Genomic DNA, 16,079 nt, shown 5'->3' with positions numbered 1-16,079 from the left:
CACCGGCGGGCCCGTCCCGCCGATGCCGCATAGCGATGCGTTTTTGCCACATCGGGCCTCACCGGAACCAATCCGGCCAATTTGCCACGATTATGTCTAAATTGCGAACTAGCCCTGTCGTCCAACGAGGGGGGAGCTGATGCCGCAAGAATACGTCGACCAATTCTATCGCATGGATCCAGGCAATCCGCCCGCCTTCGGCACGACCCTGTCGGTCGAGCGGTTGGTTTTCACCGACGTGAACGACAATGGCGTGATCCGTGGCAATACCGGCGATACCTTCGACGGATCGCGGATCACCGCGGTCTATGTGAACGATACCGTCACCATCCGGCCCAGCGATGGCGGCCCCGACATCACCTATACCGGGACGACCTTCTATACCGCCAACGGCGCGCGTGCCTTCACGCCGCGCGGCAACGCGGTTCTGGAAGAAGGGACGTTCGTCCGCTCGACCTATGTCAACTACAGCACCCAGATCAGCGTGAACCAGTTCGGCCCGACCTGTTTCGGCCCCGGCACGAAGATCGCGACCGTATGGGGCGCCATGGCGATCGAGGAGATCCGCGAAGGAACTCTGGTGCAGACGGCCGACAACGGTCTGCAACCCGTGCGCCTCGTGATCTCGCGCGCGGAAACGGGCGTCGGGCGCTGTGCTCCGGTCGAAATCCTGGGCGGCGCCCTGGGCGATCACGGCACGCTGCGCCTGTCGCAGCAGCATCGCGTGCTTCAGGGGGGCTGGCGGGCCGAGTTGTTCCTGGGGGCGTCCGAGGTTCTGATCGCCGCCAAGCACATGGTGGGGCGCCCGGGCATCGCGTTGGCGCCGTGCCGGTCCATCGTCTATCGCCACCTGCTGTTCGACGCGCACCAGGTGGTCTTTGCCGAAGGCCTGCCCGTCGAGAGCTTCAATCCAGGCGATGCCGTTCTTGACGCCGACCCGGCCCTGGCCGCCGACGTCACCAACGCGCTGTCGGAAACCAGCGCGCGCCAGCTGACCATGCGGGCCGTGGCGCGGCCGGTCGTGCGTGCTGCCGAGGCGGCCGTCCTGGCCTAGGTGGCGTTCCGCGCGGCCCCGGGATCGGGGCTTGACCGTGTCGACGTCGCCATGGATACCCTGCGCCGTGGCAAAGTCGAAGACATTCAAACCAAGTGGCAAGAAGAAGTTCCGGCCCGGGCGGTGGCTGGCCCTTTGGGTCATGCGCCTTGCGGTGCTGGCCGCGGCGGTGATGCTGCTGGCGATCTCGTGCTTTGCCGTCTTCGACCCGCCGACGACCTTCTACATCCGAAGCGAACGCATGCGGCTGGGCGCGGTGGATTACGCCTTCGTGCCGATGGAAGATATCGCGCCGGTCATGGCCCGTTCGGCCGTGGCGGCGGAGGATGCGAATTTCTGCGAACACTTCGGCTTCGACATGGCCGCGATTCGCCTTGCCCTGGAAGCGGGCGGCGCGCGCGGCGCATCGACGATCAGCCAGCAGGTCGTCAAGAACGTCTATCTCTGGCAGGGCCGGTCGTGGATCCGCAAGGCGCTGGAAGCGATGATCACCCCCGTCATGGAAATGGTCTGGAGCAAGCGGCGCATCCTCGAGGTTTATCTGAACGTGGCCGAATTCGACGAAGGAGTGTTCGGTATCGACGCGGCATCACAGCATTATTTCGGGGTCCTGCCCGCCGATCTGACGGCGACCCAGGCCGCAAGGCTTGCCGCGATCCTGCCCGACCCCAAGGGGCGGTCGGCCAGCAAGCCCAGCGATTTCGTGCGCCGTCGCGCCAACGGGATCCGCGACGGAGCGGCGACGATCCGCAGGGACGGACGGGCCGCCTGTTTCGAGAGTTGATAACCGCGCCGATAGGGTCCATTGAGGGACGGCCCCCATTTTTGTTGGTTTTGAGATGAATCGTCTGTTTCACGTTCCGCTGTCTCCCTTTGCCCGCAAGGTTCGCCTGTCGCTTGCGGAAAAGAAGATCGAGGTCGAATTGGTCGAGGAAAGGTATTGGGAGCAGAGCACCGATTTCCTGCGCCGCAACCCGGCGGGCAAGGTTCCGGTGCTGAAGATGGGATCGCAGACGTTCAGCGAAAGCGTGGCGATCTGCGAGTACCTGGAAGAAGTGCATCCCGAACCGCCGCTTCTGCCGTCCGATCCCGAGGGACGTTATGAAGTGCGCCGGCTGGTCGGCTGGTTCGACGACAAGTTCCACAGCGAAGTCACCAGCAAGCTGTTGTATGAGCGGGTCAACAAGAAGATCATGGGCCAGGGCTATCCCGACAGCACCAAGATCAAGCAGGGCGCCAAGGCGATCAAGTTCCACCTGGATTACATGGCATGGCTGCTGGATCAGCGCCGGTGGCTGGCGGGCGACAAGATGACCCTGGCCGATTTCGCCGCCGCGGCGCATCTGTCGTGCCTCGATTACATTTCCGACGTCGACTGGAACCGCAGCGAGACGGTCAAGGACTGGTATGCCAAGATCAAGTCGCGCCCGGCGTTCCGCTCGATCTTGGCGGACCAGATTTCGGGATTTCTGCCGCCCCAGCATTACGCCGATCTGGATTTCTGATCCTTCGTCCGGGTTTGGGGCCTTGCCCCCGCGCTGCGCGCTCCCCCAGAGTATTTTGAGCAAGAAAAAGCTTGGGCCATGGCTGGAGATCTGAAATCAAGGCTGATCGAGGAAGCGCGCGCTGCCGGCTTTGCCAAGGTGGGCGTGTGTCGCCCCGATGCAGCGCCCCAGACCGCCGGCCGGCTTGACGCCTTCGTGGCCGCCGGGCGGCATGGCCAGATGGGGTGGATGGCCGAGCGGATGGGATGGCGCGGCGATCCCACGGCCCTGTGGCCGGCCGCGCGGTCGGTGGTGATGCTGGCCGAGAGTTATACACCCGACGTCGATCCGATGGAGGTGGTCGGCCAGCGCGATCTGGGCGCGATCAGCGTCTATGCGCGCGGCCGCGATTACCATGATATCGTGAAGAAACGGCTGAAGCGGGTCGGGCGGTGGCTGCTTGAGCAATGTCCGGGCGAAGAAATCAAGGTGTTCGTCGATACCGCCCCGGTGATGGAAAAGCCCTTGGCACAGGCGGCCGGACTGGGTTGGCAAGGCAAGCACACCAACCTGCTGGGCCGTGACATCGGCAACTGGGTCTTCCTGGGGGCGATCTTCACGACGATCGATCTGCCGGTGGATGCACCCGAGGTCGATCATTGCGGAAGCTGCCGCAAGTGCCTGGATGCCTGTCCGACCGATGCTTTTCCCGCGCCGTTCCAGCTGGATGCGCGGCGCTGCATTTCCTATCTGACGATCGAACACAAGGGGCCGGTGCCGGCCGAGTTCCGCGCCGCCCTTGGCAACCGGATCTATGGCTGCGACGATTGCCTGGCCGCATGCCCGTGGAACAAGTTCGCCGTCGCCGCGCAGGAGATGCGGTATCACGGCACCGGCGCATTGGATGCGCCGCCACTGGCCGAATTGGCGGTTCTGGACGATGCGGCGTTTCGCGCGATGTTTTCGGGCAGTCCGGTCAAGCGGTTGGGGCGGGATCGCTTTGTGCGCAATGTATGCTATGCCATCGGCAATTCGGGACGTCCCGAGCTTGCGGCGGTATTGGTGCCACTGCTGGCGGATCCCGATCCGGTGGTGGCCGACGCCGCCTTGTGGGCCAGGGAGCGGTTGACCAGAGGAGTGGCGGCGGACGGTGCTGGGGCGTAGTCTATTTCTGAAGCTGGCGACCGGGGCGGAACGGGTCATGGACCGCGCCCTGCGTGATCGCGATGCGGCGCCGGTTCTGGACGGGTATCGCGGTTTTGCGACGCCCGACCGGCTGATCCTGCGCGGTCGCGTCCTGAGCGCGTCGCGGCGCACCGCCCCCCTGCCGGACCAGGGGCGCTGGGCGAACCTGCGCCAGATGCTGTCGTTGTTCCTGACCGACGAGGTTGCCGATGTCGCCGTCGAGGCGCGGGGCGTGACCACGCGCAGTGACGGCGAGGGCTATGTCTGGCTCGAGGTGCCGCGCGAGGGCGAGGGGCCGGGCTGGCATGACGTCGAGGTGGGGATCGTCGGCGATGATGGGCCGGCCGTGCCGTTCCCGGTGATGGTGCCCGAGCGGCAGGCGCGCATCGGGATCATTTCCGACATCGACGACACGATGATGAAGACCGGCGCCTATTCGCTGGCGCGCAACCTGTGGACCACGTTCACGGGATCGGCGCTGACGCGCAAGGTGTTTCCCGATGCAGTCGTTCTGATGGATCACCTGCACGCCCACGGTCTCAACCCGGTCTATTACGTCAGTTCCAGCCCCTGGAACCTGCATTATTTCCTGGACAAGGTGTTTGCCCGGGCGGGCCTGGTGGCGGGGCCGATGTTCTTGCGCGATTTTGGTGTCGGCACCGCGCAGGGCGGAGCGAACGCCCATGGCGATCACAAGGGCGACGCCATCCTGCAGATCCTCGCGGCGAACCCGGATCTGCCGTTCATCCTGATGGGGGACACCGGCCAGCACGACGCCGAGATCTATCACGGCATATGCGAACGTGCCGGAGGGCAGGTGCGCGCCGTGATCCTGCGCGAAGCGACGCGCAACGGACCCGGCGATGCGGCACGCCATGCCATCGCGGCGATGCGGATCATGGGTGTCACCGTGCACACCGGTCGCGATTTCACTGGCGCGGCGGATGCACTGGACCACGCCGGAGTCGATGTTCAGCGCTGACCGGGCACATCGGCGCGGATTGTGCCCCCGGCGGGCACGTGAAATCTGTTTCCCTGACGTCGCGCCATGGTCTATGGCTCGGGTATTCCTGTGGAAAGTCCCGCCGCCATGTCACCTTACCGCGCGATTCTGTTCAAGATAGGATCCGTCACGCTGTTCGTTCTGATGTCGGCGCTGATCAAGGGGGCATCGGACGAGGTGCCGCCGGGGCAGGCGGTGTTCTTCCGCTCGATCTTTGCGGTTCCGGTCATTCTGGGGTGGCTGGTCTGGCGGCAGCAATTGCGCACGGGGCTGGTGACCGTGAACCCCATGGGGCATGTCTGGCGCGGGGTGGTTGGCACCGCGGCCATGGGGTTGGGCTTTGCGGGGCTTGGATTTCTGCCGCTGGCCGAGGTGCAGTCGATTCAATATGCCGCCCCCCTTCTGGTGGTCATCTTTGCGGCGATGTTCCTGGGCGAACAGGTGCGCCTGTTTCGCCTGACGGCCGTTTTCATGGGCATCGTCGGCGTGCTGATCGTTCTGTCGCCCCGCCTGACGGCCCTGTCCGGTGGCGAGATCGACCCGCTTGAGGCGTTGGGCGCGGTGCTGGTGCTGATGTCGGCGGTCTGTGCGGCCTTGGCGCAGGTGTTCGTGCGCAAACTGGTCACCACCGAACAGACATCGGCCATCGTGTTCTGGTTCTCGATCACGGCGTCGGCGCTGGCGCTGTGCACGGTCCCGTTCGGCTGGGTCGTGCCCAGTGCGCCGGTTGCGGCGATGCTGGTGGGGGCGGGGCTGCTGGGCGGGTTCGGTCAGATCCTGTTGACCACGTCCTATCGCTGGGCCGACGTGTCGGTTGTGGCGCCGTTCGAATACGTCTCGATCCTGCTGTCCCTGTTCATCGGCTATGTCGCCTTTGGCGAGGTGCCGACATTGATCATGCTGGCCGGCGTCGCGGTTGTGATCGCCGCCGGTATCCTGATCATCTGGCGCGAGCGTGCATTGGGCCTGGAACGCGCGCGCGGCCGGCGGGTGATGACGCCCCAGGGCTGACGGGCTGCGTATCGGCCGGGAATGGCCGAACGGCATCGGGCATGGCTTTGCGCCGGCTGCCGGTCTGCTATATCAGGAACGGCAGAGTCGCGCCGGAGGGGTTGATGCAGGACGCCACGATCGCCGCGATCCGATATGGCTTTGGCCTGCGGGCCAGCCCGCAACCTGCCTCGCCCACGGCCGTTCTCAAGTCGCTGATGGATGCGGACCGCGTCGTGCAGGCCTATCCGACCACCGATCTGGACCAGGCGCGACAGATGCTGCTTCGCGCCAAGGAGGCAAGGATCGCAGCCCGCGACGGCGATCCCGATGCGCAAAAGGCCAGCGACGCCGCGCGCGATGCGATCCGGGCCTTGCCGCGTGAAGTCCTGCGCGCGACACTGGCGCGGATCTGCGACGCCGACGCACCGATGCGCGAGCGGCTGACGCGGTTCTGGGTCGATCATTTCACCGTCGCGCTGACCTCGGACGCGGCGGCGGCATTGATCGGCTCGTTCATCGACGATGCGATCCGTCCCAATCTGACCGGCCGTTTTGCCGACCTGCTGCGCGCTGCCGTGACCCATCCCGCCATGTTGGTCTATCTGGATCAGGTCGGGTCCATCGGGCCGGGATCGCGGGTGGGCCGCAAGCGCAAGGCGGGCCTGAACGAGAACCTGGCCCGCGAGGTGCTGGAGTTGCACACGCTGGGGGTCGGGGCGGCCTATACGCAGGATGATGTGCGCCAGTTCGCTGAGCTTTTGACAGGGCTTTGGTTCGGTCCCGACCGGCACATCCCGTTTCGCCCCGGATGGGCCGAGCCCGGCGGCGAAACCGTGCTGGGCCGGACCTATGGGTCGGACGACCCGGCGCGTGTTGCCGACATTCACGCCGCGCTCGATGATCTGTCCGTGCACCCCGATACCGCGCGCCATGTGTCGCGCAAGCTGGCCGTTCATTTCGTGGCCGACACGCCGTCCGATGCCTTGGTCGACCGGATGACGTCGGCCTGGATGGCGACCGGCGGTGATCTGATGGCGGTTTACGAATCCATGCTGGACCACCCCGAAGGGTGGGGGCCGGTGGGCGGCAAGGCCAAGCAGCCGCTGGATTTCATCGCCTCGTCTCTGGTCGCGCTGGGGCTGAGCGGACAGGATGTCATGGCGCTGGATCGCAAACTGCTGCGGCAATCCGTCATGCGCCCGATGCGCCTGATGGGGCAGCGGTTCCTGCGACCCGCCGGCCCCGACGGCTGGCCCGAGGAGGCCGAGGCCTGGATCACGCCCCTGGGTCTGGCACAGCGGATCCGCTGGGGCGAACAGATGCCCCGCCGTCTGGTGGCCGGCCCGCTGCCGGACCCGCGCGAATTTCTGGATGCGGTGCTTGCCGATGCCGCCGGAGAGCGGCTGAGCTGGGCCGTCGGCGCCAGCGAAACTGTGCCACAGGGCGTCGCGCTGGTTCTTTATTCCCCGCAATTCAATCGCCGCTGACCGGTGGAGGACGACGACATGGCAACGACACGCCTCACACGACGCGGACTTCTGCAACGCGGTGGCGCGCTGATCGCCTGTTCCGCCGCCGCGCATCCGCTGATGACCACGGTCACCTTCGCCTCGGCGCCTTGGGAAAACCGCCTGGTGGTCATCATCCTGCGCGGTGCCATGGATGGTCTGGACGTGGTGCGCCCGCTGGGCGACCCGGCGTTCATGGCCATGCGCGGCGGCCTTTTGCGCGGCCGCGACGACAGCCTGCCGCTGGACGGTTATTTCGCGATGCATCCCGCGCTGGCGCCGTTGATGCCCCTGTGGTCGGCCGGGCAACTTGCCTTTGCCCACGCGGTTTCGACCCCCTACCGCGACAAGCGCAGCCATTTCGACGGACAGGATATCCTCGAGGCAGGCACCGGCATGGATGTTCCGGCCTCCGCGCGGCGCGATGGATGGTTGAACCGGATGCTGGCCACGGTGCCCGGCATGAATGCCCAGACCGCCTTTGCCGTTGGCCGCGATGAATTGAAGGTGTTGAACGGACCGGCGCCGGTGATGAACTGGTCGCCCGATGCCGCCCTGAACATGTCGCCGCAGGCCAGGCTTCTGTTGCAGGAAGTCTATCACGAGGATCCGCTGTTTCGCGACGCCGCGGACGAGGCGGTGGAACTGGCCGAACTGGTGGCGCCCGACGAAAGCACGCCGCGCGGTGCGGCGATGGCCGACGCGATGAAACGCGGGGGCGGCACCGCGATCGAGGCTTTGGCCGCATTCTCGGCCCAGCGCCTGCGCGAAGAGACGCGGATCGCCGCGTTCTCGATGCCGGGCTGGGACACCCACCGCCGGCAGCCCCAGGCCATCGGCGGATCGCTGGCGCGCCTGTCCGATGCGATCCTTCTGCTCAAGCAGGGGCTTGGCCCGGTGTGGGACAAGACCTGCGTGGTGGCGATGACGGAATTCGGGCGCACGGTGCGCGAAAACGGATCGGGCGGCACCGATCACGGCACCGGCGGGGCGATGTTGTTCGCCGGGGGCGCGATCCGGGGCGGTCGCGTCATGGGTACATGGCCCGGCCTGGACGAGGCGGCCCTGTATCAGCGCCGCGATCTGATGCCGACATCGGACGTTCGCCAACATGCGGCCTGGGCCATGCGCGGATTGTTCGGCCTTCCTTCGGCCAGTCTTGAACGCGACGTCTTTCCCGGCCTCGACATGGGAACGAACCCGGGTCTGATCCTCTAGGTCGTGACCCCGGGAATCTTCCGGATGCCTGGGCCGAGCGTTATGGGGTCACAACCTAGCGCGCCTTCAACTCCTCGCTCAGGCGGATCGGTTCGACCTGGCCCGACAGGCGCGCGCGATACACCGGCAGGCTTTCGGCCACCCGCATGACGTAATTGCGCGTTTCGTCGAATGGAATGTGTTCGATCCAGTCGATCACATCGACACCCTCGGCCCGCGGATCGCCCCGTTCCTCCATCCAGCGCAGCGGGCGTCCCGGCCCCGCGTTGTATCCGGCCGATACCAGCACCACGTTGTTGCCGAACCTTTCGGTCAGTTCCGCAAGGTATGCCGTGCCCAGTGTCGCGTTATAGGTCGGATCGGTGAACAGCCGCTCGCGCGAAAACGGCAGGTCCAGCTTGCGCGCCATGTCCTTGGCGGTGCCCGGCATCAGCTGCATCAATCCCCGCGCGCCGACGCCGGACGACACGCCGGGATTGAACTCGCTTTCGCGCCGCGCGATGGACAGCGCCAGTTCGCGCGACACAGGGTTGTTTTCGACCCCCAGCTCGACCACCGGATAATAGGGCCGCGGCAGGGTCAGACCGACCGACGCCGCCTGCTTGCCGATCATCAGGGCGATGTGCGGCTCGCCCAGGGCCTGGGCCAGGTCGGCCAGCGTGCCCAGCTCGGGGCCGGTCAGGGTTTCGGCCAGATGCACCATGAACCGTTCGGCCAGGTCCCGTTCACCCGCGGCCTGCAGGATTAGCGCCGCCTCGAGGATGTCCGAGGTGCGGAATGCAGCGCCGGTGAGGGGGGGATAGACCTGCGTGCCGGTCAATTCCGGGTCCATCGGCAGGCCCGCCCGCTCGGCCGCGAGAAGGCCATAGAAGCTGGTCTGGTATTCCGCACCGAAAGCATAGGCGTTGGCGGCGGCCTCGGCGTTTCCGGCCGCCTCGTGGGCGCGGCCTTCCCAATACCCGGCCCGTCCCAGACTGATCGGAGTTTCCACCGCACTGCGGAAACGGGCGAAATGTGCCTGTGCCGCCTCGGGGTTGTCAAGGAACCGCAGCGCCAGATAGCCCGACAGCCATTCCAGCTCGGCATAATCCGAACCGGGCGCCAGCCAATGCACCGACGCGACGGCATAGGCATCTTCGGTGCGGCCGGCCCGCATCAGGGTGCGCGCCAGCTCGCGGCGCCGGCGGGCCCAGACCTCGGGCTGGCCCAACAGATCGGCGCTGACGCTGCGCTGCACGATCAGGTCGGTCGCGGCATCGTCGCGGTTGTTGGCGTGATGGCGGCGGAACACCTCGAATGCCAGCCCCGAATCGGCGCGCAGTTCATCGGGCACCTTTTGCAGCAGCGCATCGGCGTCGCGCCGGTCGTTGCGCAAGGCCAGCCGTGCCTCGGCCAGCGCGGTCTGCCCCGCGTCGTCCAGACGGGGCAGCATGCGGCGCGCCGCGCTCTCGGCGTCCTGCCACAGCATCGCATCCAGCCGCGCGCCATGCAGCGGGGCCAGCAGATCGCCGTAATAGGCCAACAGCACCGCTTCCGCCTCGGCCGTCATCGACAGATTCAGCCAGGCCAGCGCGGCCTCGGCCTGGGCATCCCCTTCGGCGCCGATGGCGCGGAACGCATTGACCAGCGACACGACCCCATGCCCGGTGGTGGGTGTCGTGTCGGCAAAGAAGGCAATGACATCGGGTGCCTGCCCGGCATGGGGCAGCGTTTTCTCGGCCCGCTGCTTGAGATAGGGCAGGCCGGGCCAATCGGGGCGGCGGCGCAGGAACGCAAGCGTTTCCTCGAACGTGCCCAACCCGGCACGCAGGCGGTGCCATTCGATCACGTCGCGCCCCACCGGGCCGGCGCGCGAACCGGCGACAAGGGCGCTGGTCCAGCTGCCCCGCCGCACCGCGTCCATGGCGGCGGCCATGCCGTTGGTCAGATCGTGCGCCGGACGGGGGCGCGGTTTCACCTGCTGGGCCGATGCCGGAGCGACAAGGCAGAGCGCCGCCAGAAGCAGCGCGAGGATGCGGAAATATCTCATGGTCCGCACCCTAAAGCGCCGCCCGCTTCGGGCAAGACACAAACTTGGCAATCCCGCCAACCGGCGTTAGGGTCCGCGCGAAAACGTCTGGGCGATCCCGCCCGACCAACCTGAAGGAAACGTGTCATGTTCAAAGGGTCCTATGTCGCTCTGGTTACGCCGTTCAAGGACGGCCAGCTGGATCTGGATACCCTGCGAAAACTGGTCGACTGGCACATCGCCGAAGGCACCCACGGGATCGTTCCGGTCGGCACGACGGGCGAAAGCCCGACCCTAACCCACGCCGAACACGAACGCGTGATCGAAGTGGTGGTGGAACATGCCGCCGGCCGGGTGCCGGTGATCGCGGGGGCGGGATCGAACAGCACGGTCGAAGGCATCCGCCTGCTAAAGCACGCGGCATCGGTCGGCGCCGCGGCGGCATTGGTCGTCACGCCGTATTACAACAAGCCGACCCAGGCGGGGCTGATCGCGCATTACACCGCCCTGCACGATGCGGCCGATATCCCGATCGTGATCTACAACATCCCTGGTCGGTCGGTCGTCGACATGTCGCCCGCCACCATGGGAGAGCTGGCCAAGCTGCCGCGTATCGTCGGCGTCAAGGACGCGACGGGCGACATCACCCGCGTCTCGGCACAGCGTATCACCTGCGGTCCCGATTTCATTCAACTGTCCGGCGAAGACGCCTCGGCCCTGGGTTATAACGCCCATGGCGGCGTCGGGGCGATCTCGGTCACGGCCAACGTGGCCCCGCGCCTCTGCGCCGCCTTCCAGGAGGCGACCCTGGCCGGCGATTATGCCAAGGCGCTCGAGTATCAGGATCGGCTGATGCCGCTGCACGCCGCCCTGTTCATCGAACCCGGCCTGGTCAGTGCGAAATACGCGATGTCGCTGCTGAATCTTTGCGCGCCCGACGTGCGTCTGCCCCTGATCGGACTGTCGGACGGCGCCAAGGAAGCGGTCCGCGCTGCAATGGATCACGCTGGCCTGCTGGATTGACCATCGAATTTGAGTATTTGGAGCAAGAAAAAGCCATGTCCGGTCTTTTTCCTGCCTCAGAGCTCCGCCTGTTCACGGCTGAAACGCTTTCCCAGAGCGTTTCCGAACCGCCGCTCACCCCGCCGCCGGAGGCATCCCGTCCGTTCCGCGCGCGCCACAGGTTGATACGGCGCGCGCGGCCCGCTATCTGGTTCCCATGGCCACAAAAGATGACAACAAGAACTACAAGGTAATCGCCGAGAACCGGCGGGCCCGGTACGATTATGCTATCGATTACGACATCGAATGCGGCATCGTCCTGATGGGCTCCGAGGTGAAATCGCTGCGTGTGAATTCGGCGAACATCGCCGAAAGTTATGCGGCGGTCGAGCAGTCGGAACTGTGGCTGGTGAACAGCTATATCGCCCCCTACCTTCCGGCCAAGACCTGGGGCCACGAGGACCGTCGCCGTCGCAAGCTGCTGGTCTCGAAAAAGCAGATGTCACAGCTTTGGAACGACACCCAGCGCAAGGGCATGACCATCGTGCCGCTGGTGATGTATTTCAACCACAAGGGCCTGGTGAAGCTGAAGATCGGCGTCGCCAAGGGCAAGCAGAACCACGACAAGCGCGCCGATTCGGCCAAGCGCGACTGGCAACGCCAGAAGGCCCGCCTGCTGCGCAACAACGTCTGAGGTCGGGGCGGTCTTGTCTTGCGGGCGCCGCGCGTTTACGCATGTTTCAGGACCATACGGGGCTGACCACATGGCTTACAACGATCCCAAGACGCTGGTGTCCACTGATTGGCTGGCCCGTCACCTGAACGACCCTGACCTGCGAGTGCTCGACGCAAGCTGGCACATGTCGGATGTGCCACGCGATCCCCGCGCCGAATACGAGGCCGCCCATATTCCGGGCGCGCGTTTTGTGGCGCTGGATGCCGTGTCCGATGCCCGGTCCGACCTGCCGCACACGGCGCCGCCACCGGAACAATTCGCGTCGCGGATGCGGGCGCTCGGCATCGGCGATGGGCATCAGGTGGTGGTCTATGACGGCGCCGGGCTGTTTTCCGCAGCGCGTCTGTGGTGGCTGTTCCGTCTCATGGGCAAGACCGATGTGGCCGTTCTGGATGGCGGGTTTCCGAAATGGCAAGCCGAGGCGCGTCCGGTCGAGGACATGGCGCCGATGGTGCAGGATCGCCACTTCACCACCAGCCGGCGCAATGACCTGGTCCGCAACGTCACCGAGGTCGCCGCGGCCACCAAGCTGGGCGACCATGCCATCATCGACGCGCGGTCGGCCGAGCGGTTTCGCGGCGAGGCCCCCGAGCCGCGCCCGGGCCTGCGGTCGGGCCACATTCCGGGATCGCGGAATGTCCCCTATCGCGACATCCTGAACCCCGATCACACCATGAAATCCATTGACGATCTGCGCGCGGTCTTTGCTGCGGCGGGGGTGGATCTGTCGCGACCGGCGATCACGACCTGCGGGTCGGGCGTCACGGCGGCCATATTGTCGCTGGCCCTCGAGATCATGGGCCATCGCGATCACGCGCTCTATGACGGATCCTGGTCCGAATGGGGCATGTTCGATGATCTGTCCATCGCCACCGGAGACGCATGACCATGCTCGACAACCTCAAACCGCAACCCGCCGACAAGATCCTGGCGCTGATGCAATCCTTCCGCGACGACCCGCGCGCGGACAAGATCGATCTGGGTGTCGGCGTCTACAAGGATGCCGAAGGCCGCACGCCGGTGATGCGTGCCGTCCGCACCGCCGGCAAACGGTTGTGGGAAACGGAGCAGACCAAAAGCTATGTCGGCCTGCTGGGCGATCCGGCTTATGGCGACGCCCTGCGCGACCTGATTTTGGGGGACAGTGTCGATCCCGGTCAGGTGTCGGCCGCCGCAACGCCGGGCGGCACCGGTGCGCTGCGCCAGGGGTTCGAGCTGATCCGCCTTGCCGCGCCCGACGCCAAAATCTGGCTTTCCGATCCGACCTGGCCGAACCATCCGTCGATCATCCGCTATCTCGGGATCGAGATGGGCGAATACCGTTATTTCGACAATGCCACCTGCACCGTCGATTTCGAGGGCATGAAAGAAGACCTGAACGCCGTTGCCGCAGGTGACGTGGTCGTGCTGCACGGATGTTGCCACAACCCGACCGGCGCCAACCTGACCTTGGCGCAATGGGGCGAGGTAGCGGATATCCTGACGGACCGCGGTGCGATCCCGTTCATCGACATCGCCTATCAGGGTTTCGGTGACGGCCTGGACGCCGACGCCGCCGGAACACGTCTGATCGCATCGCGGATGCCGCAGACGCTGATCGCGGCAAGCTGCTCGAAGAACTTCGGCATCTACCGTGAACGGACCGGGCTTCTCATGGCGATCACCCATGATGCCAAGCTGAAAACCGTCGCCCAAGGCACGCTGGCCTTTCTCAACCGTCAGAACTTCTCGTTTCCGCCCGACCATGGCGCGCGGCTGGTCACGACGATCCTGACCGACCCCGACCTGCGCGCCGACTGGCAGGCCGAGCTTGAGGAGGTGCGCGCCGGGATGCTGCGTCTGCGCACACAGCTTGCCGATGAATTGCGCCAGCGGTCGAACTCGGACCGGTTCGATTTCATCGCGCACCATCGCGGCATGTTCTCGCGCATCGGCGCAACACCCGAACAGGTCGAGCAGATGCGCAAGACCAACGGCATCTACATGGTGGGCGACAGCCGGATGAACATCGCGGGGTTGAACGCGCGCACGGTGCCGATCCTGGCCCAGGCCATCCTCGACGCCGGGGCATGACGCTGACGCACGGCTTTTTCTTGCTGCAAATACTCCCGCCGGAGGCTCCCTCAGGCAGCGGCGGGCGCCTTGGGGCGCGATGATGACGCAGTCCCATCTCTTCAGCTTCGGCCATGGGTATTCGGCCCGTGCCCTTGCGAAGATCCTGCTGCCGCAAGGCTGGCAGGTGACCGGCACGACCCGCAGCGCCGACAAGCTGGACGCCTTGGCGGCAACGGGAATCCAGCCGCTGGTGTGGCCGGGGGACGGGTCGTTGCCCGATCTGGCCGGTGTGACCCACCTGTTGATTTCCGCGGCACCGGATGAAACCGGCGACCCGGTGCTGAACAGCGCCCGCGGGCAGATCGAACAGGCCGCGGGACACCTTTGTTGGGTCGGCTATCTGTCGACCACGGGTGTCTATGGTGATCACGGGGGCGGCTGGGTCGACGAAAGCACCCCGCTGACCCCGTCGACAACGCGCGGCGCGCACCGGGTTCTGGCGGAATCACAGTGGCAGGAAATGGCGGCGGATATCGGTTTGCCGCTTCATATTTTCCGGCTTGCAGGGATCTATGGTCCGGGCCGTGGCCCCTTTGCCAAGGTCCGGGCCGGCACGGCGCGGCGAATCATCAAGCCGGGCCAGGTGTTTTCGCGCATCCATGTCGATGATATCGCCCGGGTGCTGGCGGCCTCGATCGCGCAGCCCGATCCCGGCGCGATCTACAACGTTTGCGATGACGATCCCGCACCGCCACAGGACGTGATCGCCCATGCGGCGGAACTGCTTGGCCTGCCGTTGCCCGAACGGGTGAATTTCGAAACCGCCGAAATGTCACCCATGGCGCGCAGCTTCTATGCCGAGAGCAAACGGGTGAGCAACCGGCGGATCCATGATGACCTGAACGTGACCCTGAAATACCCCGATTATCGCAGCGGCCTTGCGGCGCTTCTGCGCGACGAGGACGCCATGTCGGGGTGACAGGGTCAAGGCGCGCGATCCGATGTCCGCGCGCCCCGCAAGGGTCGCCCCGTTACCGTATCGAATCCTCAAGTCCATCGACGACCCGCAGGTAATCGCGGACCTTGAACCAGTTGTCGCCGTAAAGCGCCGTGGCCTGCATGTCGTCGAACTTCGATGACACCAGGCAATGCTTGCCGGCGGTCCAGTCGCAGGGCATGGCGACCTGGTGTTTGGCCGACATCTTCAGCGCATCGATCACGCGCAAAAGCTCTTCCGTGCTGCGCCCCACCATCACCGGATACTCGAAAATCATCTGGATCCGCAGGGATGGATCGATGATGAACGTCTTTCGAATGCGATAGTCGGGCATGCTCTCGGTGGCATAGATGCCGCAGGATTTGCTCAGCATGTGATCCGGGTCCGAGATCACCGGAAAGTCGATATCGACATCGAAGGTCCGCTCGATGTCCTCCAGCCAGCGGCTTTCGTCTTCGTGGCTGCTGTTGGTCAGGCCCAGAACCTTGACATCGCGCGACCGAAACTCGTCCTTCAGGGCGGCGAATTCCGCCATTTCCGAGCTGCACACCGGCGTGAAGGCGCAGGGGTGCGAAAACAGGACGGTCCAGTTGCCCTCGGCCCACTTGTGAAAGCTGATGTCGCCCTGGGTCGAATCGGCCCAGAAGTTCGGAAAATAGTCGCCGATTTTCGGCACCCACGTGTTTGTCACGCAATACCCACGCGGTATCTCGACCTTTGTTTTCGGTTTACGGCGTTGTGAAAAAAGCGTGGTCGCTTGCACCTTCGTCATCATCATCGGTTGGCCCCTTGCACTGGTGAACAAAGCGGAATGAAAAACGATTTCCCGCTATACG

15 protein-coding genes are annotated in these 16,079 nt (G+C 65.4%); 13 read left to right on the top strand and 2 right to left on the bottom strand.

What is annotated here, in order from left to right; translation table 11 throughout:
• Positions 1-139: 139 nt before the first annotated feature.
• From CFP68_RS03630 to CFP68_RS03595, 8 genes are all read left to right on the top strand, one after another.
• The gene (locus tag CFP68_RS03630) at positions 140-1,054 is read left to right on the top strand and encodes a Hint domain-containing protein (RefSeq protein WP_099824646.1); all 915 of its coding nucleotides are present in this window, start codon (positions 140-142) and stop codon (positions 1,052-1,054) included.
• A gap of 67 nt (positions 1,055-1,121) precedes the next feature.
• Positions 1,122-1,838, top strand: a complete 717-nt coding sequence (gene mtgA / locus CFP68_RS03625) for a monofunctional biosynthetic peptidoglycan transglycosylase (RefSeq protein ID WP_420915811.1) — start codon at positions 1,122-1,124, stop codon at positions 1,836-1,838.
• 55 nt (positions 1,839-1,893) lie between these two features.
• A complete protein-coding gene (fzlA, locus tag CFP68_RS03620; protein WP_099824639.1) occupies positions 1,894-2,559 on the top strand; it encodes an FtsZ-binding protein FzlA in 666 nt (221 codons plus the stop codon).
• 78 nt (positions 2,560-2,637) lie between these two features.
• Entirely contained in the window at positions 2,638-3,702 is a 1,065-nt protein-coding gene (queG, locus tag CFP68_RS03615) for a tRNA epoxyqueuosine(34) reductase QueG (RefSeq protein WP_099824637.1), read from the top strand.
• A gap of 37 nt (positions 3,703-3,739) precedes the next feature.
• Positions 3,740-4,705: an App1 family protein gene (locus CFP68_RS03610; RefSeq protein ID WP_099824634.1), complete on the top strand. Its 966-nt coding sequence runs from the start codon at positions 3,740-3,742 to the stop codon at positions 4,703-4,705.
• 108 nt (positions 4,706-4,813) lie between these two features.
• A complete protein-coding gene (locus CFP68_RS03605; protein WP_099825292.1) occupies positions 4,814-5,737 on the top strand; it encodes a DMT family transporter in 924 nt (307 codons plus the stop codon).
• Positions 5,738-5,841: 104 nt separating this feature from the next.
• Positions 5,842-7,206, top strand: coding sequence for a DUF1800 domain-containing protein (locus CFP68_RS03600; protein WP_158234124.1), 1,365 nt, complete (start codon positions 5,842-5,844; stop codon positions 7,204-7,206).
• Positions 7,207-7,224: 18 nt separating this feature from the next.
• Complete coding sequence (locus tag CFP68_RS03595) at positions 7,225-8,445, top strand: DUF1501 domain-containing protein (protein ID WP_099825290.1); 1,221 nt, start codon at positions 7,225-7,227, stop codon at positions 8,443-8,445.
• 55 nt (positions 8,446-8,500) lie between these two features.
• On the opposite strand, the gene CFP68_RS03590 is transcribed toward CFP68_RS03595, so the two are convergent.
• Positions 8,501-10,474 (bottom strand): lytic transglycosylase domain-containing protein, encoded by a 1,974-nt coding sequence (locus CFP68_RS03590; RefSeq protein ID WP_099824630.1) that lies wholly within the window; start codon positions 10,472-10,474, stop codon positions 8,501-8,503.
• 126 nt (positions 10,475-10,600) lie between these two features.
• Here CFP68_RS03590 and dapA point away from each other — a divergent pair, with 126 nt between their 5' ends.
• From dapA to CFP68_RS03565, 5 genes are all read left to right on the top strand, one after another.
• Entirely contained in the window at positions 10,601-11,476 is an 876-nt protein-coding gene (gene dapA / locus CFP68_RS03585; RefSeq protein WP_099824628.1) for a 4-hydroxy-tetrahydrodipicolinate synthase, read from the top strand.
• Positions 11,477-11,672: 196 nt separating this feature from the next.
• Positions 11,673-12,149, top strand: coding sequence for an SsrA-binding protein SmpB (gene smpB, locus CFP68_RS03580; RefSeq protein WP_099824625.1), 477 nt, complete (start codon positions 11,673-11,675; stop codon positions 12,147-12,149).
• Positions 12,150-12,219: 70 nt separating this feature from the next.
• Complete coding sequence (gene sseA, locus CFP68_RS03575) at positions 12,220-13,077, top strand: 3-mercaptopyruvate sulfurtransferase (protein ID WP_099824624.1); 858 nt, start codon at positions 12,220-12,222, stop codon at positions 13,075-13,077.
• A 2-nt stretch (positions 13,078-13,079) separates the two neighbouring features.
• Entirely contained in the window at positions 13,080-14,264 is a 1,185-nt protein-coding gene (locus tag CFP68_RS03570) for an amino acid aminotransferase (RefSeq protein ID WP_099825287.1), read from the top strand.
• A gap of 82 nt (positions 14,265-14,346) precedes the next feature.
• A complete protein-coding gene (locus CFP68_RS03565; protein WP_099825284.1) occupies positions 14,347-15,225 on the top strand; it encodes an SDR family oxidoreductase in 879 nt (292 codons plus the stop codon).
• Positions 15,226-15,277: 52 nt separating this feature from the next.
• Here CFP68_RS03565 and CFP68_RS03560 read toward each other — a convergent pair whose 3' ends face one another.
• Positions 15,278-15,934, bottom strand: coding sequence for a redoxin domain-containing protein (locus CFP68_RS03560; protein ID WP_158234123.1), 657 nt, complete (start codon positions 15,932-15,934; stop codon positions 15,278-15,280).
• Positions 15,935-16,079 lie beyond the last annotated feature (145 nt).

The sequence above is a fragment of the Oceaniglobus indicus genome (assembly GCF_002751875.1).
Lineage (GTDB): Bacteria > Pseudomonadota > Alphaproteobacteria > Rhodobacterales > Rhodobacteraceae > Oceaniglobus > Oceaniglobus indicus.
Note: the sequence above shows the minus strand (reverse complement) of the source record. Positions and strands in the feature narration are given on the sequence as shown.